Below are 26,481 nucleotides of genomic sequence, written 5' to 3'. Positions count from 1 at the left end.
AATTCCTGCATAAAAACTGAAAATATTTTTAACTTTTTTTGTCTCCGTATTCCCGTACCATTCCCCGGAAGGTCTCCCGGAGCCGCTCGTTCATCTTTTCGCAGGTCTCGGTATTGATGCCTTCCGCCAGCAGGTCCTCCGTGGGAATCGGGTCGCCGACGATCAGGTTCGTGCGGTGGAACAGGCTCAGCTTCCGGTCGAAATAGATCGGAATGATCGGGCACTTGCTGCGCAGGGCGATCATCGCGGTGCCGCTTTCAATCTGCTCCATCTGTCCCTCGTGATGGCGGGTGCCCTCCGGGAAGATCAGCAGGATCTTCTTCATTTTCACAGCCTTCATGCAGCTGCGCATGGCGTTCATGTCCGTGTTGTGCCGGTCCACCAGAATGCAGTGCATGCGCGTCAGGATATTTGTCGCAAGTTTCCCCTTCCCCAGCTCTTTCTTGCCGAGGAAGACGATCTGGCGCTTCCGGATGAAATAGGCCATCGCCACCGGGTCCAGCGCGTGCCGGTGGTTCGCGATCACCACATACGGAGCCTCCGCGTCCAGCTTCTCCCGGTGGATGCACCGGGCCGGCAGGAACGTGTTGAACACCACCGCGGCCAGCACGCGGGCGATTTCATACAGGATACTGCGTTTTTCGGTTACGGGATCCAGGGGTGTCTTAGCCATGGCGGTTTGCCTCTACAATCTTCAGGATGGCGTCCACGGCCTCGTCAAAGGTCAGGTTCGTCGTATCCACCAGCACGGCGTCCGGCGCCTGCCGCAGGGGCTCCACCGGGCGGTTCATGTCCTGGTCGTCACGTTTCTTCAGGTCCTCGAGCACCTGCTCGAAGGTGTCGTTCATGCCCTTGGCCTGCATCTCCAGGAACCGGCGCCGCGCGCGCTCCTCCTGGGACGCGGTCAGGAAAATCTTGGCCGTCGCGTTCGGCAGCACCGTCGTGCAGATATCCCGGCCGTCCAGCACCATGTCCGTTTCCGCGGCCAGCTGCTGCTGGATTTTCACCATGTTCCGCCGCACGTCGGCATACCGGCTCACGGTGGATGCCGCCATGCTCACCTCGGGCGTCCGGATCAGGCCGGTCACGTCCTCGCCTTCCACAAATGTATGCTGCCCGTCCGCCTCGTGGCTCACGGAAACCTTCAGCTCCCGGCACAGCCGGACGATGGCTTCCTCATCCTGTACGTCGATGCCCCGGCGGATCGCGGTCAGCCCCAGGGCGCGGTACATCGCGCCGGTGTCCAGGTGCAGGATTCCCAGGCGGGCCGCCACCGCGTCCGCAACAGAAGATTTGCCGGCGCTTACCGGTCCGTCGATTCCCACATTCAGCCGCATGTCTGTATCCTCCTGTACGTTTCTGGCATGCATTATACACGCTTTCGCCTGTTTTCTCAATCTTTTCAGCCGGTTTTTGCCCTTGAAACATCCTGTTTTCGTATTGTATAATGCCCTTGTTGGAAAGGAGCCTTTATGACGCACGCATTTTTTGCCTGTCTTTCCCGGCTGAAGCTCATCTCCCGCTGGAGCCTGATGCGCAACACCCAGCCGGAAAACGACGCGGAGCATTCCCTGCAGGTCGCCATGATCGCGCACGCGATCGCCGTCATCGGGCGGGACCGCTACGGCCGCACCGTCGATCCGGAGCATGTGCTCTCCCTGGCGGTGTACCACGACGCGACTGAAGTCATGACCGGGGACCTGCCCACGCCTGTCAAGTACCATAACGAGGAGCTGCGCGGCGCCTACCGCCGCCTGGAGGACGTTTCAGCCGACCGGCTGCTGTCCCTCCTGCCGGAGGATATGCGCCCCGCCTTCACCCCCTACCTCAAGCAGGAAAAGGGGTATGACCACGATGTGGTCAAGGCCGCGGACAAGATTTCCGCTTACATCAAGTGCCTGGAGGAGAAACGGGCCGGCAACCGGGAGTTCGATTACGCCGCGGAGAACGTAAAAGCCGCCATCGACGCGATCGCCCTGCCCGAGGTGCAGGACTTCCTGCGGGATTTCCTGCCGGCCTTTGAGATGACACTTGATGAGCTGAACCATCCGCTCTGACCTTTCCGGCGCCTGAACTTTGCTGTTTTTTGGAGGATAACCGAATGAAACGTTTGCTTTCCATTTTCCTGGTCCTGGCCCTGCTGCTGCCCGTGCTGGCTTTTGCCGAAGGCGAACCGGAGGGTGAAGACGAGGAATTCGAAATTGTCGAAATCACCGAAGATGAATACGAAGTCGATGAAAACGGCAACATCATACTCGGCGAGGACCACCTCACCGCCGAGCAGATCAGCCAGCTGATGGACCTGACGGCGGAGCTGGAGATCGATGATTCCATCGATCCGGCCGACCTGTACATCAACCCGAACCTGCCGGACAACGTCATCAACATCCTGCTGATCGGCGTGGACGTCCGCGGAACCAAGGAGATCCAGAAGCTCAGCGAGCAGATGCGCTACAAGGAGGAAGACCCGACGGACAACTCCGTCGCCAAGCGGTCCGACGTGCTGATGATCCTGTCCATCAACACGGAGGAAGGCACGATCAAGCTGACCTCCATCGCCCGCAACACCTACGTGGAAATCCCCGGCCGCAAGAACAAGGCCATCATCGCCAACTCCTTCGGCCGCGCGATCTACAAAAACGGCAAGTACCACTCCTGGGTGGACTCCCCCGAAACCTGCATCGCCACCGTCAACAAGAACTTCCAGCTGAACATCCGCCACTACGTCGCGATCAACTTCTTCGGCGTGGAGGAGATCATCGAGTCCCTGGGCGGCGCCGATATCGACCTGACGAAGGAAGAAGCCAAGGCGATCAACAAATACCTGGATATGCGGGTGGTCTACCTGAAGAATCCGGACGGCAGCTATAAGATTGGCTCGGACGGAAAGCGCGAGCGGAAGTACCACGGCGCGGAAATTGCCGCCACCTACGACAACCATTCCGAAGGCCGGCAGAAGCTGGCTGAGAAGGCCGGCGTCCAGCACCTGGACGGCCTGCAGGCCCTGATGTATGCCCGCCTCCGCGAGATCGACAACGACTTCGTCCGCACCGCGCGCACCCGGCACCTGCTGGACAGCCTGCTCCGCCCCACCATGGCGAAAATCAAGAGCGGAAAGCTGGACTTCTTCAACCTGGTGGTGGACTGGACCCAGTACCTGATCACCAACATGCCGCTGGATGAGATGGCGAAGGTCGCCATGGGCGTCCTGGGCAGCTTCAGCCTGGACTTCCTGGAGTCCGTCGACAGCGTCATCCAGGAGTTCCGCATTCCGGAGGACAAGACCTACAGCTACCAGACGATCAACGGCTCCAGCGTCACCGTGATGACGAACAAGCAGAAGACCACCGAATCGCTGCACGATTTCATCTACGGCGAATACATCCCGGCGAACTAATCCCGGATATGAAGAACCGGCAGGCATCATTCCGATGCCTGCCGGTTTTGCTTTGCTCCGGTTTATTCTTCCGGGTACCAGCTGCGGTTGTCTGCCATGAACTGCCAGACTTCCAGGTTGATCTGGTTAACGGTAATACTGTAAATCCAGCTCTGTGTTTTTCCCTGAATCGTAGCCGTGCTGTAGCCGGCCGGTGATTGGGTATTCACATAGGAAACCGTCCATTCCTCCGGCTCCTGCCCGTCCGGGTACTGCAGATTTTCCGCAGCCCAGGCCTTCGCGCTTCCGATCCAGGCCTCCTCATCTGCTTCCGGAACATATCGTTCTTCGGGGACATAGCGCTCATAATCAATGAAAATCCGGGCGATTTCCGGCTCACTGCCGGGATCCTTCTTTTCGATCACCAGGTAATCCCAGTCCTTCCACCGGTTTTCCGTGTCATCCACATACAGGACGTAGGAGATCACGCCTTCCCTGTCCAGCGGTGCGTAAAAGATTTCCTCATTTTCCAGCTCAAGCTGCTGCGGTTTCCGGAAAAGGCCGTGGAGGGTATCCATCGCGAACTGTTCCACCTTTTCCGGCTCGTCTTCCCATTTTTCCTCGTAATGCAGGGCCAGCCGGTTGATTTCATCATCCGTCATTTCCCGGTACGGATAGAAGTGGAAGCAGGCATCATCACCGTACCACTCCATTTCCATATAGCCGTCCGGCGTTCCTCCTGGGATATCCTCCGCGGTCACCTTTCCTCGCCGTACGAGATCCTTGGCTTTCTCCAGGCGTTCCTCTTCCGCGTCCGTCAGGCAGCGGGTCTGCCGGAACCACATGTTCCGTCCGCAGTTCCGGCCGCACAGCGAGTCGGGATCAAACGGAATACCCAGCTCGTCAAAGGCCGCGATCAGGGAAAGGATCTGTTCATCTGTCAGGCTGTCGTACTGCGGCAGCAGCACATAGAACTCCTCACCGTCAAAATCCGCCGGGTTCAGCGGATAAACACCGACCCGGCCGTCCATGTTCCCGGAAGCGTTGACCGCGGAAGGGCCGGTATAGGTCACTTCTCCTGCAGCCGCCTGTTCCATCAGTTTCCGGGTCCGGGCCAGCTCCAGGTCCGTCAGCCAGGGCAGGTAAAATCCGTCCTCTTCCGCATGGTAATCATCATGCCGGATTACCATCTGCGGGTCTGTCTTCCCATCAGCCGAAACCGCGTCCCGGTTTGCCGGCCGGGCGTTCGAAGGCATGTATGCCGCTTCTTCCGGCATTTTTGTTCCCTCATATACATGCCGCCATTTCTTGCTGGTCATCGAGACGGTTGTTACTTTCATGGTGTCCGGTTCTACCTGCACATTCACTTCCCACTCCGGCGTTTCACCGGATACAAATGCTCCCCTTACATAATAGGACGGTTCAAAATAGGTTTGCGGTTCATTCTCAAGGAACCAGTTCTGCGGCACCTTTCCGTCCGGTGCCTTCAGGCTGGATTCCGCCCATTCCCTGGCCGCCGCGATCCACGCCTCCCGGGTTCCGGTCCCATGGTCTGCCATCATGTCAAAGCTCAGGAAAATTCCTACGTCGCTGATTTCCGGCTTCCCGCCGTATTCCTTCATCAGCTCAACGTCGATATACTGGATATCATCGTTTTCCCAGGATTCGATACTCATACTCATCCCCACATGATAGCGGATATAATACCTTCCGCTGTCAATATAGGATTCCGGGATATACATGTAAATATCCTCATTCTCCAGGCTGTCGACCTCCGGATAGAAGCTGCGGACAGCGTCCTTCGCCATCTGTTCAATCTCCAGCGGGTCATCCTCCCACCGGCTGTCCGTATGCAGGGCCAGCAGGGCCAGCTCATCATCCGTCATGCTCCGGTAGGGATAGAGCCGGAGAGTACCTGACCCGATCGGAATATAATAATCCTTTGTTCCTGCCGGGATACTGTCTTTTGTCAGCACACCCTGCCGGATCAGTGTCCGGATGATTTCCAGGCGCTGTTCTTCTTCCTCGCTGATCGGTCTGGATTCATAATCCTGCACATAATCTTCATCCCGCCGGCTGCAGTTCCGGCTCCCCAGTGAATCCGGATCAAATGGAATTCCCAGTTCGTTGAAGGCAGAAATCAGGGACCGGATCTGCTCATCGGTCAGCGGCTGGTACTGCGGCAGCCGCACATAAAATGTTTCCCCGTCATAATCCTCCGGATTCAGCGGATAGACGCCGATGCCGCGGAACGCATTCCCGGATGCGCTCACCACGGACGGACCGGTATAGACTGCTTCCCCCGCGGCCATCTGCTCCATCAGCCGCCGTGTCCGCGCCAGCTCCAGGTCGGTCAGCCACGGCCTGTCAAACCCGGATGTTTCGGAAAACTGGGTATCCACCGTCTCATCTGCCGATACTTCTTTCCGGTTCCAGGGCTTCCTGGCTGTCGGCAGGTACTGCCCGGCTGATGCCGCCTTTACGGTTTCCGCGTTCTCCGGCGCAGGCTCCAGCGTATCCTCCGTCAGCGCCAGGGCGTTCAGCGGCAGCACCGCCAGCACCAGCAGCATTATGATTACTGTTCTCCATGACTTCCTGTTTTTGTGATTCATCATTCATGATCACTCCTTTCAGTCACAGGATACCGGATCCGTTGTTTCAGAGTCTTCACCGGGATGTAACGGCAGTGTAAATTCCACGTTGGTTCCCCTGCCGGGTTCGCTGCGGATTTCCAGCTTTGCCCCGTGCAGTTCGGCGATCTCGCGGCAGATCGTGAGGCCCAGGCCGGCGCCGCCGGACGCCCTTGTCCGGGCCGGATCCGCTTTCCAGAAGGGCTCCGTGCACCGGCGCACTTCCTCCTCCGTCATGCCCCGTCCCTCGTCCGATACGGTAAATCCGCCTTCATGCAGCGTCACGCGTACCGGAGTTTCCGTTCCGCTCTTCGCGGCATTGTTCACCAGGTTCCGCAGCAGCTGGATCACCAGGGCGCGGTCCGCTGTCACGGTGCTGTCCTCCCCGGCCAGTTCCGTTTCCGGTACCGCGGCCAGGGCTTCTTCGGCCATTTCCTTCAGGGAAAATGTCTCCGGTTCCGGTTCCGCACCGTTCATGCGCGTCAGCTTCATCAGGTTTTCGTCCATTTCCGCCAGGCGCCGGGATTCCCTTACGATCAGGTCGCACATCCGTTCCCGCGTTTCCGCGTCCGCGTTTCCGTTCTGGATCAGGCGGGCCGCGCTTACCACGGAGGTCAGCGGTGTGCGCATCTCGTGGGCCAGCGCGTCAATCAGGCGCTGCCGCTGTTCCGCCTGTTCCCTCAGCGATTCCTCGCGCTTCTTCACCGCGTCGTTCATCGCCGCAAACGCGTCCGTCAGCTTCCCGATGTCATCCTTCTTTCCGCTGGGCTTCAGTTCCAGACCCGCGCCGCTGCGCACAGCGTCCGCGGACTGAGCCAGCCGCCGCAGCGACCGGGTCAGTCCGCCGGAAATCAGCAGTGCCAGCACTGCGGCCAGCACAGTTCCGCCCAGGCAGATCCACAGGGCAAACCGGGTCTGTTCCGCCCGCGCCTCATAGAAAGGTGAAAAGTCCGTCACCGTGATCAGCGTGATTTCCGCATCCAGCGGATGGACAATATACATATTGTGATCCGCGGAGGACAGGTAAGTGGACCGTTCCTCCGCCTCCAGCAGGATTTCCGGGGCCGTGACCGGCAGCTGCCCGTTCAGCTGGTTCCGGCCGCTGTACAGGAGCACCTGCACGTTCGCCGATCCGTACCTCCGCTGGGCGTCATACGCGATGCGCCGGAGGGTGGTATCGGATCCTGCCCGGTCATCCTCCCGCTGCAGTTCCATTGAAAGGGCCCGCGCGATGGCGCTTTCCTCCCGGAGTGCGCTGTTCCGGGCGCTTTCCAGGCTCTGCCGGAAGGCCTGGTTAATCTGCAGGTACAGCGATACCGGCAGGATCAGCAGCACCAGCGCCAGCATTCCGATAAATACCCGTTTTTTCATACGTCCTCCCGGAACCGGTATCCGTACCGGATGATCGTCTCAATCCGTTCCGCGCCGATTTTCCCGCGCAGCCGCTGGATATGCACGTCCACCGTGCGGGTCTCGCCGATGTAGTTGTATCCCCACACGGCGTTCAGCAGCTCATCCCGGCTCATGGCCGTCCGGCCGGACTCAATCAGCGTCTTCAGCAGGTTGAATTCCAGCGTCGTCAGCGTCACAGGCTTCCCGCCGCGCCACACCTCACGCGTTTCGAAGTTCACCTTCAGGTCTCCCCGCTCATAGACGTCGGTCTTTGCCTGGGTGCGCTTCAGGGTATTCTCCACCCGGGCCAGCAGCTCCGCCGGCTCAAAGGGCTTCAGGATATAGTCCTGCGCGCCCAGCCGCAGCCCACGCACCCGGTCGGTCACCGCCGTCTTCGCCGTCAGGAAAATCACGGGAATCCCTTCCCGGATCAGGGATTCCCCGAGGGAGAAGCCGTCCTCCCCGGGCATCATGATATCCAGCAGCACCAGCGCCGGTTTCTCCTCCGCCAGCGCCGCCCGCGCGGCGGCCGCGTCCTCCAGTTCCCGCACGGCGTACCCGGCCAGCTGCAGGTGCATTCCCGTCAGCATCCGGATATTCGGGTCATCCTCCACCATAAAAACCGTATACAAAAAAACTCACCCTCTCCAAGGCTTCGTCAGAATTCTATCATATTTTCATAGAAGATGTGTAACAGCGGTGTAAAATCTTCAGTCTTTCCAGAAAAGGCCTTTCTTTGCCAGCTTCCAGTAAATGAGGCACAGGATCCCGTAAACCGCCGCGCCGGACACCATCTGGATTCCCAGGTTCACCCAGGTTTCCGTCGGCAGCAGCATTCCGATGCCCCGCACGCACAGCAGCATGATCCCGCCGATGACCGCGTAGGCCAGTACATGGCGCATATACTTTCCGTACGGAAGCTCCTTCCGCAGGAGGATGAACTGCACCACCGGCACGGTCATCTCCGCCAGCAGGGTGCCGATGACGGCGCCCATGGCGCCCATCCGCGGAATCAGGCACAGGTTGGCGGTGAGGTTCACCGCCGCGCCGCAGCATACGCTGCGCACGAAGATATGGTCCCGCTTCGACGGAAGCACCACCTGGGTGCGGATGACGTTGGCAAAGCCGATCATGATCAGCGTAAAGCCCAGCAGCGCCATCAGGATTCCGGAAGCGCGGAAATCTTCCCCGAAGTACAGCGGCGCCAGCCGGTCCGCCACTGCGGCGATGCCGAAGGCCATGGCACTCACCATGCAGATCACCAGGTCCATGCTCCGGTCGATATGCCGGGCGATCTTTTCCGTTTCGCCCTTTTCCCGCATATGCGTCACCTTCGGCAGCATCACCGTGCCGATGGCGGAGATGAACCCGCTCAGGCAGTAAATCACCTTTTCAGCGGCCTCGTACAGCCCGTTCTGGGCCTCGCCGGAAATCAGCGTTACCATCACCTTGTCCATCTTCCGGTAAATGCTCACCGCCAGCACGGAGATGAACAGCACCGCGCAGGGGCCCAGGTGCTTCAGGCTTTCCCGCATCGGCACCGGGGTATACTTCACGCGGCCCCGCATGGCCGTCACGCAGCTCAGGTTGCCCAGCAGCGTGGCCAGGCTCCATACCAGCGCGTACACCCACAGGTCCGCCTTGCTTTTTACAAAGATAAACACGCATGCCGCGGCGGCCAGCTTCACAAAGGTGTTCCGCAGGGCCACGGGTTTGAACTGGTCCAGGCCCATCAGGGCCCAGTCAAAGCTGCACAGGCAGCTCACGCTCATCATCGTCAGGTGCAGGGCGATGTACTTTTCATCGCCGGCGAACAGGAACACATAGCCGAACCAGGCCAGCAGCGCCGAGCCCGCCGTCAGCAGCTGCATCTGCCAGATGGCGGAGAAAGTGCGGTCCAGTTTTGCCCGGTCGTCCCGCACCTGGGCGACCGCCCGCACGCCGTAATCGTTCAGGCCCAGCATGGCCGCCAGGCAGAAGAATTCGCTGATCGTCCACGCGTAGGAATATAAACCGACGCCGTCCTGCCCGCATACACGGGTGAGGTACGGCATCGTCACAAGCGGAAGAAGGACGGAGAACACCCGGTACGCGATGTTGTAGGCCGCGTTCTTACGGGTACTCATTCCGTCCTTCACTCCTGTTTTTCGGTTTTATTATCCGGCTCAGTGCATTGACCGGGCGGCCAGCGCCAGGTGGTCTGTGATCTGCTTCACAATGGAGGTGGCATCCGCCGGTACGGCCGCGGCTTCACGCAGGGCAGGCAGCAGGGCGCTGGCGATTCCGAAGTAAACCAGCAGGCTCAGCGCGTCCACAATTGTGGTGATGAACGGGCTGGCCATTACCGCCGGGTCAAAGCCCAGCTTCTTCGCCAGCATCGGCAGCGTACAGCCGACCATCTTCGCGCACACCACGGTCACCGCCATCGTCATGGCGATCACCAGGGCCACCATGAAATCCACACCATCGGTCTTCAGCATCAGGTGGTCAATCAGCATCACCTTGCCGAAACAGAGCAGCGCCAGCACGCCGCCGCAGATCAGGGCTGTGCGGAATTCCTTCCAGATGACCTTCGGCAGGTCCGCGAACTCCAGTTCGCCCAGGGACAGCGCACGGATCACCGTAACCGACGACTGGGAACCGGAGTTACCGCCGGTGTCCATCAGCATCGGGATAAACGCGGTCAGGCAGACCAGCGCGGCCAGCCGGTCCTCGAACCCGGAAATGATCAGGCCCGTGAACGTGGCGGAAATCATCAGGAGGCTCAGCCAGGGAATCCGGTGCTTGAACAGGTCGAACGGCGAAGACCGCAGGTAGGTCTTGTCGCTCGGCGTCATACCGGCCATGATCTCGATGTCCTCGGTGGCCTCGTCTTCCATAACGTCCATGGCGTCGTCGAATGTGACGATACCGACCATCCGGTTGTCCCGGTCGACAACCGGGATCGCAAGCAGGTTGTACTTGCTCATCATCCGGGCCACTTCTTCCTGGTCGGTATGGGTGGTCACCGTGATGACGTTTTCATCCATGACGCTGTCAATCGTCTGCAGGTCGTTCGGCGCGAGCAGCAGGCTCTTCACCGATACGGTGCCCACCAGGATCCGGTTGTCCAGCACATAGCAGGTGTAAATGGTTTCCTTGTCCACGCCGGTGCGGCGGATCCGCAGGATCGCGTCCCCCACCGTCATGCCGGGGCTCAGCTTCACGTATTCCGTGGTCATCACGGAACCGGCCGAGTTCTCCGGATACTGCAGGATTTCGTTGATCTCCTTGCGCATCTGCGGATCGGACTGCGCCAGGATCCGCTGCACGACATTCGCGGGCATCTCTTCCACGATGTCCGCCGCGTCGTCGACGTACAGCTCGTCCATGACCTCGCGCAGCTCGCTGTCGCTGATACCCTTGATCAGGGCTTCCTGCTCCTCGCTCTCCATTTCCACGAAGCTCTCCGCTGCCAGTTCCTTCGGCAGCAGACGAAAAAGCAGCGGCAGCTTTTCCTGCTCCACACCGGAAAAGACCGCGGCAATATCCGCCGGGTTCATGGTTACGAGGATGTCCCGGATGGTTGCGTACTTTTTGTCAGCCAGAAGTGTCTGTAAAGTGTTTTCTACCGTGACAGAATGCTCCGCCATGCCTGCTCCCTCCCATTAACAGGATGATGAAGCCAGCAGTAAGCATACGACGCCCGCAGGCGGACGATTTCAGATATCAGAGCGGGAACGCCATGGCGCCCGCGCTCTGCCGTCTTCGCCCAACGGCTGTGCCGCTGCTACTCCCAGCGTCCATGACATTCCCTCCTTATTTTTCACATGTCCAGCCGGATAAGAATCCGGCTCAAAAACCTTGATAATTATACCCTTGCGCCCTCGGAAAAGTCAACCTTGTTTTTCGGTTTTTACGGTGCTTCCGATGTTCGCCGGAATGGTCCCCAGGTACCGTTTCAGCTCCTCGATATACAGCTGCGCCATGTTGCTCATAATCATGTTCTGCTTGATGATGTAGCCGATCTCCATCCGGCTGCCGGCCGTCTCCTCCCCGCCGCGGAAAGGCACCGCCACATAGTCGGATCCGTTCAGCTCCTCGCAGATGATGCCGGAGCACACGGTGTACCCGTTCAGGCCCACCATCAGGTTCAGCATGGACGCCCGGTCCGTTGCCTTGATGATCCGCAGGTTTTCCGCGTTGGCCAGGGTTTCCTCATTGAAGTAGAAGGACTCGCTTCCGCCCTGTTCAAAGGTCAGGCAGGGGTATTCCGCCAGCTGTTCCGGGCGGATGGATTTCTCCCCGGCCAGCGGGTGTCCCTTCCACAGGTAGGCGTAAGTGTCGCACTGGATCAGCGGGTGGAACTCCAGCTGGTTCCCGCGCAGGATGCGCTCAATCGCCTTGCGGTTGAAATCGCTTAGGTACAGGATGCCGATCTCGCTCTTGGCGGTGCTCACGTCCTCAATCACGTCCCGGGTCGTCGTTTCCCGGATCGCGAACTCGTATTCCTGCGTGTCAAACTGCTTCACCATTTCCACAAAGCTCTTTACCGCGAAGGAATAGTGCTGCGTGGAGATGCCGAATTTCTTCTTCAGCGTGCCGCCCTGGCCATACTTGTCCAGCAGCCGCTCGTACTGGGCCACCACCTGGCGGGCATAGCGGATGAACTCCGCGCCGTCGTTCGTCAGCGCGACGCCCTTCCCCCCGCGGGAGAAGATCGTGATGCCCAGGTCCTCCTCCAGGCTCCGCACCGCGCTGCTCAGCGACGGCTGGGAAACATAGAGCACCTCGGAGGCCCGGTTCAGGGAACCGACCTCCGAGATGGTGATTGCGTATTTCAGTTGTTGAATCGTCATGGGAATAAAATTCCTCTCCCGGGTCAGTCAGCCGGCTTGCAGTTGTTGGTCATGTAGCATTCCCGGCAGAGCTTCCGGTAACGCGTGCCGAGCTTGTCCTCGATCTTCGCGTTCACCAGGTCCGTCGTCTTGCCACAGATTTCGCACTGCCCGCGCAGCGGATTGTTGCCCGCAAGATACTGGGTGTAAACCGGCTTCGGAATCAGCTTGTCCTCCAGGCGTTCAATCCGCACGTTCGTATCGCCGATGCAGTAGGTCACCCAGGAGAGCAGCCAGAACAGGATGGATCCGCCGATGCAGATGGCCAGGGCCGGCACCACGTCCAGTTTCTCTTCAGCATACAGGTATACGCCTGTCCCGATGGAAGCCAGCACGCCGATAATGCAGAGCGCAACCGCAAAATAACGGACCTTCTTGCCGATATGATAGTACATGTCTCCCCGTTCCTTTCCATATCCGGTTGTTTCAATGTGTATTGCCACAAAATATAGTATCATATGCATGGTTCAATGTCAAAAGAAATCATTGAAAACATGTCGTTTTCCGTGATAAAATTTCCCAGGGGATACCCTGTCCCCGGGAGGAAGCTTCAATGGCCATCACCAAAACCGATTTTATGCGCGGAATGCAGTGCCCGAAAATGCTCTGGCTGGACCGGCACAAGCCCAATCTCCGCGTCATTCCGCCGGAAACGCAGGCCCGCCTCGACGCCGGCAACGACTTCGGCGACCGCGCCATGGCGATGTTCGGTCCCTATGAGGAAATGACGGTGTACCGTCCCGGCACCCTCATTCCGGACAAGAAAGCCATGCTGGAGCGCACGAAGGAGCACCTGGCCCTGGGCACGCCCGTCATCTGCGAGGCGGCCTTCAGCCACTACAACAACTACTGCGCGGTGGACATCCTCCGCAAAACGGAAACAGGATACGACTTCTATGAGGTCAAGAACGCGCCGGAGGTCCACGAGCAGTTCATCCGCGACGCCGGCTTCCAGTACTACATCATCACCCGCAGCGGCCTGAAGATCAACCGGATCTTCATCGTCACCCACGGGCCGGACGAGGAAAACCCCTTCCTGCCGGTGGAGATCACCGAAAAGGCCAAGGCCCTGTATTCCTGGGTCAACGACCATATCTGGAACCTCAATCGCATCGGCAAACAGGCGGAAGAGGTGGCCATGGAGCCCGGGCCCCAGTGCACCGAGCCGTATGAATGCTGGTATATCCATTACTGCCGCGGATGCGGCGGCGGGCAGCAGCTGAGCCTGCTGGACGATCTCCCGCCCGCCCCGGATCATGAATAACACAGAACGGAGGCATCCCATGAAGGAACTGCTGGAACTGTACTGGACCTTCGTCCGCATCGGCCTGGTCACCTTCGGCGGCGGCTATGCCATGCTGCCGATCCTGGAGCGGGAGCTTGTGGACAAACGGCACTGGACCACCATGGACGAGCTGCGCGATTATTTCTCCATCGGGCAGTGCACTCCCGGCATCATCGCCATGAACGTATCCACCTTTATCGGTGAAAAGAGAAACGGCGTCAAAGGAGCACTCGTCGCCTCGGTCGGTTTCCTCACCGGGCCGGTCATCCTCATCCTGCTCATCGCCATGTTCATCAGCAACTTCGCCCACCTGGAGGTGGTCCAGCACGCATTCGCCGGCATCCGTGTCTGCGTCTGCGTCCTGATCCTGCAGGCGGTGCTCCGCCTGTGGAAATCCTCCGTGGTGGATCCGGTTGCTCTCGTGATCTACATCATCGTGTTCGCGCTGCACGCCTTCTCCGGCGTCCTGCCGGTGAAAATCCCGGCGGCCGTGCTGGTCATCCTGGCCGGTGTCGCCGGCGTCATCATCTCGGACCGGAGAAACCGGGCCGCCCGGAAGGAGGGTGACGCGAAATGACGATCCTCACGCTGATGTTCGAGTTCTTCAAAACCGGCCTGTTCTCTATCGGCGGCGGCCTGGCCACGCTCCCCTTCCTCTATGAGATGAGCACCAACCACCCCGACTGGTTCACCCACAGCGACATCGCCGACATGATCGCGATCTCGGAGTCCACTCCCGGACCCATCGGCATCAACATGTCCACCTACGCCGGATACAGCGTGGCGGGCATCCCCGGCGGCATCCTGGCCAGCCTCGCCCTGGCGCTTCCGAGCATCATCATCACGCTGATCATCGCCCGGTTCCTGGCGAAGTTCCGCCAGAGCAAAATCGTAGAGGGCGCGTTCTATGGCCTCCGCCCGGCGTCCATCGCCATGATCTCCGTGGCCTTCCTCAACGTCGCGAAAGTCGCCCTGGTCCGCCTGGATGCGCTTACCTCCGGCGCCGGTCTCGGGGAGTTCTTCATCTGGAAGGCAATCATCCTCGGCGCGGTCATCTTCATCGCCCAGAAAAAGCTGAAATGGCACCCGGTGATTTTCATCGCCCTTTCCGCTGTGGTCGGCATCGTCCTGAAATTCTGATTTCTCCGGCGCATCCTTCGGGATGCGCTTAGTTTTTGCATATTGCCCGCCGTGCCGGAACAGGATACAATACCGGTGTCCTGATCTGACGGAGGAACAATATCATGCCTTATTACCCGGAAAGACGGCCGGACCTGGTTCCGGCGCAGCAGAATCCCCGTCCGGCACAGCAGCGGAAAAAGCTCCTGTGCCTGTTCCTGGCTGTCCTTGCCTGCGCCCTGGTCGTCTGGGGTGCCGCGGGGCTCATCCGCTACTTCTCGGATCTTTCCGCTTCCCGGCAGACCGCGGCGGAGCTCCGGAGCATCTATGACCAGCCGGTCCCGGTCACCGAAGCGCCGGCTGCAGATCTGACTGCCGTTCCTGTGCCGCCCACGGCGGTTCCGGCCACCGAAGTTCCTGCGGATTACGGCCTCCTGCCGGCCGTTCCCTATCCGTACAATTCTTCCCTCCGCATTTCAGACCGTTTCACGGACCTGCGGAGGAAGGGCAAATATATCACCGGCTGGCTCCGCATGGACAGCGTGGACGAACCCGTGGTCCTGAAGGACAACAGCTATTTCCTCACCCGGGACGCCACCGGCAAAAAGAACGTCAACGGCGCCATCTTCATGGATGCCGGCACCCGCCTGGAAACCCGTCCCTACACTGTCATCCTGTACGGGCACAACATGAAATCCGGCAGCATGTTCGGCCGCCTCCGCAAATACCGGGACGGGGATTACCTCCGCAAAAACCGGTTCATCACCTTCGACACGATGTATGAGGACGGCCGCTACGCCGTCTTCGCTGCGGCGGAGATCAACGTCGTGCCCGGCACCTCCGGATACTTCGACATCTGGTCCCTGGACGACCACACCCGCGCCGGTCGGGAGGCTGCCATCCGCAAACTGGAATCCCGGGCCATCAGCGGAAATGCCGTCGATGTGCAGCCGGAGGACCAGATCCTCCTCCTCGTCACCTGCGTGGAGGATGACGACTACCGCCTGGTCGTCGCTGCCCGCCGTCTCCGCGACGGAGAAACCGAGTCTACTCTCACCTACCGCAAGTGAAACCAGCAAGACAGCAAGACAGAGGAAGACAGAGGAACAGTTCTTCTGTCTTCCCCCAACTCTTCACCTTCCGCCGGGAATATTTCCCCGGCTTTCTTTTTTAGCTTTGTTTTAGGCTTCTCCGCTATGATCATCCTGTCATCAAAAGGCGCCGATGGCAAAAAACATTCTATGTATCCTGACAGATGATCACTAAGGAGGTATAAAAGCAATGAAGAAATGGATTTCCCTGGCCCTGGCGCTGAGCCTGCTGCTCAGTGCAGCAGTCATCCCGGCCATGGCGGAAGAACCCGCCGGCGGTACGGATGCGGTCACTTCCGCCAGCGTAATGAAGGGCGGCCGGAACGGCAGGAACGCAGCACCCGGCCGGCAGATGCCTTCCGGACAGCATGGCCGGAACAGAACTCCTTCCGATACCGCAGCCCCGCAGGCAGAACCGCCTGCAGCTCCTGAACTGCCGGCCGAACCCGAACTTCCTGCCGCGCCTGAACAGCCGGCCGAAAGCAACGCGCCCGATAGTTCAGAGAGCGCTCCTTCCGCCTCTTCCGGTAAGCAGGTGAAAAAAAGCAGCGGGAACACTGCCCGTACGGCGAAGAAAGGCAAAGCCTCCGTATCTGCGGGCAGCCTCACCGTAACACTGGATCTGCTGCTGGAAAAAGGTGTCATTTCACAGGACGTCTATCAGGCGATCCTGGCATTCATCCAGTCGAACTCCCTCCTGGAGGCTGCCTCACCGGATGATTCCAACGGATAACCAGGAAGGGCCGCCGGATTTCCCCGGCGGCCCTGTTTCATATTCTGTTTTTTACCGGCTGAACTGCGAGATGAACTTCCAGGCGTTCTCAATGCTGTGGTGCCGGCACTCATGAATCTGGCCGCTGACACTGGCCAGCGCCGTGCGGCACACGCCGTCCGTGCTGTTGTAGTAGTGGACCGTCAGCACGCTGCCGCGGGACGGATCCGGGATCCTCTCCACGCGGTCGCCCTCCACACCCCAGATCGGGCTGGCCCATTCATCCTTCTTGTCAAAGGCGAGCTTGTCAAACTCATCCTTCTTCGCCAGTTTGTTCACCTCGGCCAGGTACTGGATCCGCTCCAGCGCGGAATCCGCCTGGCAGGCCAGCTCAGGCAGGTGGGATTCCTCGCCGCCGGAGTAGAACACCGGCACGGGAACGGTCTTGTTCAGCCTGTCCGTCACCGGCGCGCCGTAGAAGGTCTTGTACACCGGGAAGAGCGCGCTGCAGGGCATCAGGCCGGCGAATACATCCGGGTATTCCTGGAAGCAGTCCCAGGTCTTGCCGCTGCCCATGGAGAAGCCGGTGGCGTAGATGCGCTTTTCATCAATCGGGTAGCGCTTCTTCAGCGCTTCCACAATCTCCACCGCCTCGGTGGCTGTCACAAACTGGTGGTTTTCCACCGCGACGTACAGGAAGCCGTACCGGTGGCAGATTTCCCACCAGCCCGCCACATACGTCAGGTACATGGAGGAGTCGCCGCCGCCGTGGAAGCCGAGCACCAGCGGCACCGGGCCGTTGTCGAACAGGCCGTTGTTGTAATAGGCGAAATAGCCAACCTTATGAGCTGCCTGGTCCTTGATCTGCCAGTTGTCCGGGGAGGTCTTCACTTCGACGCAGCCCGCGTCCTCGGTCATGCCGAGCTCCGCGAAATCCGGCTCCAGCTCAATCTTGCCGCACCACATCTTGAACTTCTTCACAAACCCCTTGAAATCCGCGATATAGTCTGCCTTCTCTTTCACCAGCAGGTTCTCACAGCCGTCAAACGCCTTATTGATTTCCGCGCTGTTGCCCACGCTGAGCACCGCAATATCCTTCCGCTGCACGTCCGGGGTTACGCTCAGCCCCTGCATGGAAACCATGGCCGGGGTGATCTCTCCGGGGCCCCACAGGTACTCTCCCTGCAGCGTCTTCAGCAGGTGCTTTGCCGCGTAGTCCGCGGACTTTCCGAAGCTGTAGATGTCCGCGCGGAAGATCGCGCCGCGGACGAAATAGCCCTTGAATACCCGGGCGAAGAAGTCGTAGTTCTCCACGATGCCGTCTTTGTACACCTGGATCATCTTGATCTCGGCGATCACGGCCGCGTACAGGCTTTCATCCGCACCGGCCCAGCCGCCCTCCGCCTTCGGGTATACAAACAGCACGCTGGAGTCCACGTTCGCGGCGATCTCCGCCAGGCCGCTTTCCTTCGCGAAGAAAACCGCCTGGTCCATCTCCTGCTTCTCTTCCTCGAACACCAGCAGGCACGGCGCCCGGAACCCGTAGTTGTTCACCTGTCCGTCGATTTCGTTGTCCGGTACAAACACCTTCAGGAAAAACTGTTCAAATTCATGCTCCCAGCACCTGCCGCCAGCGGTTTCCCGCACCAGCGGACGTTCCATCATGGCCATTGGATATTCCTCCTGTTGGATTGTCATTTTTGTTAAGTATATCATAAACCGGACAGGATGCAAATCCTGCTTTCCGGTACGGACAACTCCATTTTGCCGAAAAACAGAGAGAAAACAATCCGCCCCGGTTGACGGATGGATCATCTTCTGGTATGATGCATATGGTTAGTTACTGCTAACTCTTGCCCGGATATCAACCGGGAGTAAGCCACCCGGATGATATACCACCTTGTTACCTCCAAAGGGGCGGAATGCCGCTGCGTACCGGCATTCCGTTTCCTTTTTTGGCAGATTTATCCTTCCCCGGCGCTTCCCTTCCGCAGCCGGAGCGTCAGGTTGTTCATGTTCAGCGAATAGGTATAGAACGCCTTTTCGGCAATCGCCAGCACCAGGCGGAGCCCGATGGCTTCCCCGTCCCCGGCCGGCACATAGTGCACCGGGTCAAAGGCGGTGCAGTCGTCCCGGAAGCGCAGGATCCACGCGTCCTCCTTGCCCAGCAGGCGCACCGCCAGGTGGTGCGGCTTTTCATCCGCCGTAAACCCGTGCTGCACGACGTTCACGGCAATCTCTTCAATACACAGCGCAATATGGTTGGCCGTGGCGGCGTCCTCTCCCAGCATCCGGCAGAACTGCTCCGCCGCCTGTACAAACGCCTGGGTCTGCTCCAGGGTGCGGATTTCCGTTTCCAGCAGGTGTCCCGGCGCTCCAGCATTCTTCTCCTCCAGCAGGAACGCCCCATCCTTCCAGGGCTGCTTCCCGGTCTTCCGGCGGATCAGCAGGCCGATGCCCAGCAGGGTAATCACTTCACCCACCGCAAAGAACAGCCAGGCCCCGGTGGTGCCGAACAGGCGGCTCAGGATCAGCGCCGCCAGCGCCGGGAAAACCGCGCCCTCCGCCACGGAGATGATCTCCGTCAGGGCGATCTTCCCGGTACCCTGGTACATATATTTCAGCGCGTTGTTGATGCAGCACGGCACCAGGCCGGCTGCGAACAGCCGCAGGCCAATAATCGCCATTTCCTTCATGATACCGGCTTCCGGGATAAACAGGGAGATGAACGCCGGGGCGAACACCACCAGCAGGACGCCCATTCCCAGGCCCAGCACCACGCCGTACCGGCACAGGCGGCCGGTCAGCTCCTTCAGGCCGTTCCGGTCCTCCTCGTTGAACAGGATCCCGCTCAGCGTCAGCGACACGCCGCCGATTCCCGTGGTAATGCAGTTGGCCGCGTTCCCGATGCCCGTGATCACGGCATATGCCGCCACGGCCGTCTCCCCGCCGGTTCCCTGCAGGATCCGGTTCATCGCGTACACAAGGATCACCGAGGACGCCATATTGAACCCGGCGGGCACGCCGCCGCGGAAAAGCTCCGACATCTTCCTTCCCGTCACCAGCTTCCGGCTGAACCGGAACACGCTCCGCCGGGAAAGGAAATACACCGCCGCAACGGCCATCGCGACGTAATAACTGATGGAGGACGCCAGGCCCATCCCGAACATCCCGCCGTGGAACACCAGCACGTTCAGCAGGTCCAGCGCCACGTCCGTCACCGTCATGCCCAGCACCGCCAGGATCAGCAGGGTGCTCTGCCCCGCCATCTGCATAAACGGCACCAGCACCAGCGCCCCCATGGAGCCCGGCGCGCCGATGCAGAAGCCGGCCAGGTAATCCCGGGTCTGCTCAAACAGTTCCCCCTGCTGCCCGGCGCCCATCGCCGAGGCCAGCGGAGCGCGAAATACAACGACCGCGACCGCAAACAGGATCGAAATAACCCCGCCCAGGGCCACCGCCGAGGAGAACCCCGCGTTCGTTTCCTCCTGGGATCCGCGCCCCAGGGATTTGCTGCACGCCACCTGGACGCCCGCGGCCAGCAGGCTTCCGACCGCACCGATGGCCAGCAGCACCGGGTTTGCCAGGCTGTAGGCCGCCATGCCGGTTTCCCCCAGGAAACGGCTGATCATCACATTGTCAATCAGCAGGCAGAGGGAAACCGTCAGCGCGGAAAAAACCTGCGCTGCCAGCATCTGCCGCACCAGCTTGCGAATCATAGGACGTTCTCCTTTTTTCAGACCCCTGCGGACTTCCCGTCCGCTTTCATTAAAAATGATTATACCACAGATCCGGCCTTCCGGAGCATCCGATGAGCACAAAAACAACCCCGCGCAGTCTGCGCGGGGTTGTTTTCATTGGATGCCGAGGCGGGTTACGGACCCATGCCGTTGCTCACTTCGCCGATGTCCGGATAGTTGAGGATCCTGCGAACCGCCTTCTCCAGTTCCGGATCGATCAGCGGGATCACATCACCGGAGGCATATACCGGGAGGATTTCCTCCCCGCCGCTGATCACCAGCTCCAGCCGGTCGCCGGTTTCTTCTGCCGGCAGATAGTCATAAACATAGTATGATTTCCCGTCCCGTCTTTCCGGCAGGTTCATGCTGGCCAGTTCTGTTTCCGTCGCTTCCCGCCAGTCAGCCTGGCGGACCTCGCCGTTCTCGTACCGCCAGTCCTCATAGAAGAACCGGATCGGAATAATCATGTTCCCGTTGTGGCGAATCTCCGCGTCAAACTGGTTCCATACCTCATTCTCTTCCGTAACCGGCGGACGGACGTTCAGCTTCCTGGCCATGTCGGAGTATTGGAATGAAACGTTCAGCTGTATCCCGTCCACAAGCTCAGTGCGTGATGGAAAGGCGCCCATGTACATCCGGTATTTCTCATCCGGCGTGAACTGCAGCAGGATATATCCGTCCGACGTCCGGACCAGTTGCGCGTCATGAATCCAGGAAACCGGCACCGTTGTTTTTTCCGCAAACAGCGATCCGGGATGGGTCACATTCCAGCCGGTCACCAGCAGCAGGATCGCCGCCAGAATACCGCAGGCAATCTTGATCCACCGGCTCTTCCGGCGGGTTTTCTTCATGGACTGCGCAAAGTGGGCGTTTTCCTTTTCATCCGCCGCGGGCCTCGGGATTTCCGTCTTCATGGCCTCATAAACCTTCGCGCATTCCTCGCATCCGGCAATATGGCCTTCCACCGCCAGGCGGCTCTCCTCGCCGCAGGCGTCATCGATCACCAGGGGCATCAGGTCCCGGGCGATTCCGCAGGATATCTTTTCACTCATGGGTGAATTCCTCCTTCGTCTTTTCCTGTAGCTTCTGCTTGGCCCGGAAATAGGTTACCCGGGCCCAGCCTTCCCCTTTGCCGAACAAAGAACCGATTTCCGCAAAGGGCAGTTCCCCGAACACCCGCAGGGTGAATACTTCCTTGTAAGGTTCCTCCAGGCTGTGCAGCCGCACGTGCAGCCGCTTCGTCACATCCTTCCGCTCGTAGTCCGCCTCGATGTCCTCGCCGGACGGAACGGTTTCCAGTTCTTCCTCCGGTGCGTTCTTCTTCCGCGACCGCAGGATGGAGATGTACCGGTTGTGCGCGATGGAGCACAGGTAGGAATCCACGGAGGACCGGCCCTCGAACTGGTCCGGGTGCTGCAGCGCCCGGAAGAAAGTATCCTGGGTGATCTCCTCCGCCAGGTGGGCGTCCTGGGAAAGCGAGTAGGCAAAAGCATAAACCTTGCGGAAATACCGGTTGTATATCTCCTCAAAGTTCATCTTTCTCACCTCCTCACCATTAAGACGCACGGGCATATCCAAACGTTACAGAAAATTATACAGAAATTTCCGGAAGAATGCGAATTTTTTCTATGCCCATAAAAAAGCGGCTGTGAAAAGCTCACAGCCGCGTCTCCGATTCTGTTGTCTGATCAGGCTTTCAGGTTGGCCCGCGCCTCCGGGCTGTTCCGGTGGATCATGCCCACCTTTTCGCAGTTATCCATTTCCGCACAGTCCCCGCAGGTTTCCACGCCCTTTCCCAGGGCGCACTGCCGCACCTGGCAGAACGTTTCGCAGAAGGGCGTCTTTCGCCCGTCCACGCGGCAGCCGTCGCAGCAGATCATCTCCGGCGTGATCTCCACGCCGTTCAGCTCCGACCACAGTTTCGCGGTTTTCTCCCGCAGCGCCTGGTCATTGTGGACCGTAGCCAGTTTTGCGTCGCACTTTTCACAGTCCAGTCCGCAGTATCCGATCATCTGCTTCATGCTTTCGTCCTCCCCTGCCGGTCGATCAGTTCCTGTACTTCCGTAATCCGCGGCGGATGCTTCGGCAGCGGGAACCGGGAAATCGCGATGGCCGAGCATGCGCTGGCAAAGCGCACCAGCTCATCGTCGTTCATTCCATGCAGCAGGCCGTATACACATCCTGCCTTGAAGGTATCCCCTGCGCCCAGCGTGCTCTTTACCTCCACGTCAAAGGGCTTCATCCGTTTCAGCGGTCCGCCCTTCCGGCCGTACAGCATTTCGCCGCCGCCCTGTGTCAGGATCGTCAGCCCTTCCGCCTCCGCCGTCAGCTTTTCCATGATGCTCTCAGGCGCCATGCCTTTGTAATGCTCGCCCGTGCATTCCTTCGACACCACGTTCACAGCCGCGTGCCGGTGCAGTTCCGAATCGTGCGGGGAATCGATCGTCACATACGGAATCCCGTGCCGCCGGCAGATCTCTGCGGCCAGCAGGCTTTCCTCCCGGAAGAAGGGATCGATGGCCGCCGCTCTGCAGCCAATGATATCCTCCTCCCGCGGAATGCTCCACCACCGCTTCCCGGTGGAAAACAGCTTCTGGAAGCGGCCCATGGGCGAACGCACCAGCCCGGCGATCACCACATAGTCCATCACCCCGGGATCGTCCTCCATCAGGCGCAGGGGCGAAAGGTCCACCTGCTTGTCCCGGTAAAAGGAAACCAGCATCGGCGCGACCTCGGTGCCGATCCACGTGCCGTCCATCCGCACGGAAACGCCCAGCGAATCCAGCACGGTGGCGGCTGTCCCGGTTTCCCCGCCGGGCAGGAAATACTGTTCCCCGATCTCCGCGTATTCATCCGGCTGCAGGAATCCGTCCTTCAGCAAAAAGGAATGGGTGCCCAGTACCTGGCCGAACAGGTAGGCCTCCGGCTGTCTCATCATGGATCGTTCCTTTCCGGATATGGTTGTGTCTTTTCCCGTATTATATCACCCCGTTATATGGAACACCAGCCAAAAAACAAAAAGGCCTGTCCCCGTTTCCGGGGACAGGTCCCGTCATATGATCAGGCTTTTTTCCGCAGGAAGAACAGCCGCCGGGTTTCCGCCGGCTCACCGGGCCACGCGAAGTGCTCCAGCTTTTCCACCGTGAAGTACGGGGCGAAGATGCTCTCCCACTCTTCATCCGTCCGGGTCACCAGCCGCAGCACGCCGTCCACATACAGCATGTTTCCGTTCACCAGCTCCTGCCCCCGGGCCTTTGCCTTCTCCGGATCCAGCCGGAAGTTCAGCCCGATGATGACCGAAGCGTCCCCCGCCGCGGTCCGCGCCAGTTCCTTCAGGATACCTTCCGCGGTTTCCGGCGGCACCACGTCCAGCACGTTGGAGCAGAATACCCCGTCATATGCGCCGTCCGGAACTCCCTGCAGCCAGTCCGCGCCGATGCACTGCGCATGCACCTGCCCGCCTGTGCCGAAGGCTTCCGCATAGGCCGCCGCCGTCCGGACCGCGCCGGGCGCCATATCCGCCGCGGTCACGTCCGGGCAGCCGCTCTTCGCGGCGATAATGCTGGCCCAGCCGTTGCCGCAGCCATAGTCCAGCACCTTCTTCCGGTTTCCCAGGGATGCCGCCGCGGCAAACAGCTTTTCCGAAACAGCCAGTTCCTTCCAGTCCTCCGCGCTGCATTTGCCAAGCTCTTCCCGGTCCTCCTCGGACAGGTCCAGCGCCCCGCTCCAGAAATCCACCAGCGCCTGGTTGTCCAGCTGTTCCTTCGTATCGATCCACACCCAGATCCGTTCTTCCGTCTGCTCGGTGATCACGCCGCCGTTGGCCAGCGCCACCTTCCGGGACGGAATGTTGTCCGCGTGGATGGTCAGCAGGGCTTTGCCGATTCCCGTCTCGTTCGCTTTCCGCAGCAGCAGCCGAAGGAGCTCCTTGCCGTATCCCTTGCGCCGGTATGCCGGCGCGATGCCGTAGCCGATATTCCCGCCCTGCTTTTTCAGCGCTTCGGTCAGGAAGCTCCGCACATTGCCGAAGCCCACCGGGGTTCCGTCCACATACAGCCAGTATGTGGTGGAGGGAACCTTCCATCCGTCCACGAGGCCCTCCTGTTCGGATTCCGCCACCTTTTTGGTAAGCCATCCTTTGTATTCGTCAAAGGTCATGCCATACACGTTGTTGATGAGTCCGTTCTCATCCTTCGGCATCGCCTGCAGCATCTCATAGACATCGCGTCCGTCCTCCGCGGACAACTTCCTCAGCTCGGTCATTCCCGTTCCCTTCTTTCCTTCCATCTCGTACACATTCTCCGGCAGTTCCCCGTGGTACAGGCGGGTCTTTACCTTCCGGCCGCCCAGGTGGATGTAAAACCCGTTGGACGGGTTCCCGTCCAGGCAGCCGACAAAGATCCGGCCGCAGCCCATCCGCTGCAGTTCCTCCATCCCGGCCTCCATCAGCTTCCGGCCGTATCCGTTTCCCTGGACTTCCTTCCGCAGGTACAGGGCAAACACCTCGCCCTGCCCCGGGAATTCCGGATCATCTGTCATCCCGACACTGACAAACCCGGCAGTTTCTCCGTCTGCCTCCAGCACAAACTGGTGGTTGTCGTTGTCGTCAAAGCACTCCAGCGCCTTCCGGGCCCGTTCCTCCTCGCTGGCGGACAGGCGGTCCAGCACGTCGTCCGCGATGATTCCCCGGTACGCGTCCTGCCAGGATTCCGTGACCACCCGGGCAATCTCCCCGCAGTCCTTCCTCTCCCGCCTCCGGATAATACAGGCCATCTGCCGCCGCCTCCTGTCCCCGCCGGATAATTTTCCGATACTATATCATAGAACATAGAAGCAGTTCAACCGGAATTTTCAGGGCAGAAGAAAACCGGCGGCGGATTGCTCCGCCGCCGGGGGTTGGGCCGCGTCTGTTACTGCGGCTTCAGTTTGTCCGTTATCCCTCGTTGATGGTGTTCCGTCCGCGGAGCGCCTTCACCGCGAGGAATCCGATAATGATGCCGAGGAGAATTCCCTTGCCGGAGAATACCCAGCCGGCCACGGAAATCGTGACGGAGAACAGCGTGCCGAAAATCAGGCCGAGCACGCTCAGCAGCGCAGCTCCCACATACACAACAGCGATAATTCCAACGATCATGGCAAACATTTTTCGTGCCCTCCTTTTCATCGTTTCCGGTGATCCTCTCACCGTGATTACAGGATACCACCGGAAGAGGGCGGAATACAGGACCGCTGCGGAAATATACAGCCCGTTATTTTTCTTTCCGGGCAGAAAAACGGGAAACCCGCAGCGGGTTTCCTGTCCGGATGCCGGTATGATTCGTCTGTTCTTATTCCACGCCCAGGCTCTCAAAGGTATCAATCACAACCACACAGTCCTCTCGGACGTTCTGCATGATCTTCTTCATGATGTTTTCCGGAACGGATACGCATCCGCCGGTCCAGGGCTTCCAGGGGCCGAAGCAGTGGAGGAAGATCGCGGATCCCCGTCCGGGCGTTCCGTCTTCGTTGAAGCTGATGTTCAGGCAGTACTGGTACTGATAGTCATAGTCCACAATGTGCTCGCTGTCATCCATCACCAGCTCCGGCACGTCGCGGATATCCACCATCTGGTTGTACTGCCGGTCCGGGTCCCCGCTCCAGTAGGTATTCTCATCCACCTGGATATACGGGATTGCGCAGCCGGGATCCGGAGCGATTCCGAAGGCTTTGTTGAAGCGGTAAATCCCGACAGGCGTCTGCGCGCAGCCTTCCTTGTGATCTGCGTCCGCGCACAGGCCGTTCTTTCCGACAAACCCGGGCGTTGACAGGATCTGCTTCCAGTTTCCGTCTGCGTCCTTCCGGTGCATGGAGATCGTCGCGGCGGTTTTGTCCATGCCCATCCCGGCCACAATCAGCAGCTGCTCCGCGTCCTGCGCCGGCGGCAGGTTCACCACCCATTCCGGGGAATCCGTTTCCGGCTGGTTGCCGGCATACAGGCCGTCCTCAGCCAGCGCTGCAGTACAGGCCAGGGCCATCGCCACCGCCAGGATCAGTGAAATCCATACCCGTTTCTTCATTCTTCCGCATCTCCTTTTCTTCTGCAATCACAGGGCTTGTTCTGCCGCAGGTCCTGTCCCTGTTTTCAGTTGTCCTTCTGCGGTCATTATACCATGGTTCTGGTACCAATACTAAAGCTGGCTGCTGGTTCGTCTGAAAAATTGCAAAAAAGCCCCCCGAATTCGAACCCTTTGAGGTTCTCTTCTAGGGGGGGCCATTCAGG

25 protein-coding genes are annotated in these 26,481 nt (G+C 59.6%); 7 read left to right on the top strand and 18 right to left on the bottom strand.

What is annotated here, in order from left to right:
* Positions 1–28: 28 nt before the first annotated feature.
* Entirely contained in the window at positions 29–673 is a 645-nt protein-coding gene (locus JNO48_12610) for a 1-acyl-sn-glycerol-3-phosphate acyltransferase (GenBank protein ID QTE68015.1), read from the bottom strand.
* Positions 666–1,337 carry a (d)CMP kinase gene (locus JNO48_12605; protein QTE68014.1) on the bottom strand — a complete coding sequence of 224 codons (672 nt, stop codon included), beginning with the start codon at positions 1,335–1,337 and terminating at the stop codon, positions 666–668. The genes JNO48_12610 and JNO48_12605 overlap by 8 nt, the downstream gene beginning before the upstream one ends.
* A 135-nt stretch (positions 1,338–1,472) precedes the next feature.
* Between JNO48_12605 and yfbR the strand changes: the two genes are divergently transcribed.
* Both yfbR and JNO48_12595 read left to right on the top strand, forming a co-directional pair.
* Positions 1,473–2,057 (top strand): 5'-deoxynucleotidase, encoded by a 585-nt coding sequence (yfbR, locus tag JNO48_12600; protein ID QTE68013.1) that lies wholly within the window; start codon positions 1,473–1,475, stop codon positions 2,055–2,057.
* A 44-nt stretch (positions 2,058–2,101) separates the two neighbouring features.
* A complete protein-coding gene (locus tag JNO48_12595) occupies positions 2,102–3,397 on the top strand; it encodes an LCP family protein (GenBank protein ID QTE68012.1) in 1,296 nt (431 codons plus the stop codon).
* A gap of 62 nt (positions 3,398–3,459) precedes the next feature.
* Here the strand turns inward: JNO48_12595 and JNO48_12590 are convergent, their stop codons facing one another.
* The 7 genes from JNO48_12590 to JNO48_12560 form a co-directional block, all read right to left on the bottom strand.
* A complete protein-coding gene (locus JNO48_12590; protein QTE68011.1) occupies positions 3,460–5,991 on the bottom strand; it encodes a hypothetical protein in 2,532 nt (843 codons plus the stop codon).
* 15 nt (positions 5,992–6,006) lie between these two features.
* Positions 6,007–7,377: a HAMP domain-containing histidine kinase gene (locus tag JNO48_12585; GenBank protein ID QTE68010.1), complete on the bottom strand. Its 1,371-nt coding sequence runs from the start codon at positions 7,375–7,377 to the stop codon at positions 6,007–6,009.
* On the bottom strand, positions 7,374–8,030 hold the full coding sequence (locus JNO48_12580; GenBank protein ID QTE68009.1) for a response regulator transcription factor: 657 nt from the start codon (positions 8,028–8,030) through the stop codon (positions 7,374–7,376). Before JNO48_12580 ends, JNO48_12585 begins: the two co-directional genes overlap by 4 nt.
* Positions 8,031–8,108: 78 nt before the next feature.
* A complete protein-coding gene (locus JNO48_12575) occupies positions 8,109–9,524 on the bottom strand; it encodes a flippase (GenBank protein ID QTE68008.1) in 1,416 nt (471 codons plus the stop codon).
* 39 nt (positions 9,525–9,563) lie between these two features.
* On the bottom strand, positions 9,564–11,030 hold the full coding sequence (mgtE, locus tag JNO48_12570; GenBank protein QTE68007.1) for a magnesium transporter: 1,467 nt from the start codon (positions 11,028–11,030) through the stop codon (positions 9,564–9,566).
* Positions 11,031–11,273: 243 nt separating this feature from the next.
* Complete coding sequence (locus tag JNO48_12565) at positions 11,274–12,236, bottom strand: LysR family transcriptional regulator (GenBank protein ID QTE68006.1); 963 nt, start codon at positions 12,234–12,236, stop codon at positions 11,274–11,276.
* A gap of 23 nt (positions 12,237–12,259) precedes the next feature.
* Positions 12,260–12,670, bottom strand: a complete 411-nt coding sequence (locus tag JNO48_12560) for a hypothetical protein (GenBank protein ID QTE68005.1) — start codon at positions 12,668–12,670, stop codon at positions 12,260–12,262.
* A gap of 158 nt (positions 12,671–12,828) precedes the next feature.
* On the opposite strand from JNO48_12560, the gene JNO48_12555 reads away from it, so the two are divergent.
* From JNO48_12555 to JNO48_12535, 5 genes are all read left to right on the top strand, one after another.
* Positions 12,829–13,539, top strand: a complete 711-nt coding sequence (locus JNO48_12555) for a hypothetical protein (protein QTE68004.1) — start codon at positions 12,829–12,831, stop codon at positions 13,537–13,539.
* A gap of 19 nt (positions 13,540–13,558) precedes the next feature.
* Entirely contained in the window at positions 13,559–14,137 is a 579-nt protein-coding gene (locus JNO48_12550) for a chromate transporter (protein QTE68003.1), read from the top strand.
* Complete coding sequence (locus tag JNO48_12545; GenBank protein QTE68002.1) at positions 14,134–14,700, top strand: chromate transporter; 567 nt, start codon at positions 14,134–14,136, stop codon at positions 14,698–14,700. The genes JNO48_12550 and JNO48_12545 overlap by 4 nt, the downstream gene beginning before the upstream one ends.
* 104 nt (positions 14,701–14,804) lie before the next feature.
* On the top strand, positions 14,805–15,749 hold the full coding sequence (locus JNO48_12540) for a class B sortase (protein ID QTE68001.1): 945 nt from the start codon (positions 14,805–14,807) through the stop codon (positions 15,747–15,749).
* A gap of 211 nt (positions 15,750–15,960) precedes the next feature.
* A complete protein-coding gene (locus JNO48_12535; protein ID QTE68000.1) occupies positions 15,961–16,503 on the top strand; it encodes a hypothetical protein in 543 nt (180 codons plus the stop codon).
* Positions 16,504–16,554: 51 nt separating this feature from the next.
* Here the strand turns inward: JNO48_12535 and JNO48_12530 are convergent, their stop codons facing one another.
* From JNO48_12530 to JNO48_12490, 9 genes are all read right to left on the bottom strand, one after another.
* Entirely contained in the window at positions 16,555–18,153 is a 1,599-nt protein-coding gene (locus JNO48_12530; GenBank protein QTE67999.1) for a hypothetical protein, read from the bottom strand.
* A 293-nt stretch (positions 18,154–18,446) separates the two neighbouring features.
* Complete coding sequence (locus tag JNO48_12525) at positions 18,447–20,201, bottom strand: ATP-binding protein (protein QTE67998.1); 1,755 nt, start codon at positions 20,199–20,201, stop codon at positions 18,447–18,449.
* A gap of 155 nt (positions 20,202–20,356) precedes the next feature.
* Positions 20,357–21,274: a zf-HC2 domain-containing protein gene (locus JNO48_12520; GenBank protein QTE67997.1), complete on the bottom strand. Its 918-nt coding sequence runs from the start codon at positions 21,272–21,274 to the stop codon at positions 20,357–20,359.
* The gene (locus JNO48_12515; GenBank protein QTE67996.1) at positions 21,267–21,794 is read right to left on the bottom strand and encodes an RNA polymerase sigma factor; all 528 of its coding nucleotides are present in this window, start codon (positions 21,792–21,794) and stop codon (positions 21,267–21,269) included. The genes JNO48_12520 and JNO48_12515 overlap by 8 nt, the downstream gene beginning before the upstream one ends.
* Positions 21,795–21,910: 116 nt before the next feature.
* On the bottom strand, positions 21,911–22,243 hold the full coding sequence (locus tag JNO48_12510) for a DUF3795 domain-containing protein (protein QTE67995.1): 333 nt from the start codon (positions 22,241–22,243) through the stop codon (positions 21,911–21,913).
* Positions 22,240–23,160 (bottom strand): carbohydrate kinase family protein, encoded by a 921-nt coding sequence (locus JNO48_12505; protein QTE67994.1) that lies wholly within the window; start codon positions 23,158–23,160, stop codon positions 22,240–22,242. The genes JNO48_12510 and JNO48_12505 overlap by 4 nt, the downstream gene beginning before the upstream one ends.
* A gap of 122 nt (positions 23,161–23,282) precedes the next feature.
* Positions 23,283–24,995: a GNAT family N-acetyltransferase gene (locus JNO48_12500; protein ID QTE67993.1), complete on the bottom strand. Its 1,713-nt coding sequence runs from the start codon at positions 24,993–24,995 to the stop codon at positions 23,283–23,285.
* A 160-nt stretch (positions 24,996–25,155) separates the two neighbouring features.
* On the bottom strand, positions 25,156–25,365 hold the full coding sequence (locus JNO48_12495) for a hypothetical protein (GenBank protein QTE67992.1): 210 nt from the start codon (positions 25,363–25,365) through the stop codon (positions 25,156–25,158).
* A 184-nt stretch (positions 25,366–25,549) separates the two neighbouring features.
* Positions 25,550–26,278 carry a L,D-transpeptidase family protein gene (locus tag JNO48_12490; protein ID QTE67991.1) on the bottom strand — a complete coding sequence of 243 codons (729 nt, stop codon included), beginning with the start codon at positions 26,276–26,278 and terminating at the stop codon, positions 25,550–25,552.
* Positions 26,279–26,481: the final 203 nt, after the last annotated feature.

This window comes from Clostridiales bacterium, assembly GCA_017569285.1.
Lineage (GTDB): Bacteria > Bacillota > Clostridia > Christensenellales > Aristaeellaceae > Aristaeella.
The sequence above is the reverse complement of the archived record's forward strand: the minus strand, read 5'-3'. Positions and strand labels throughout refer to the sequence as shown.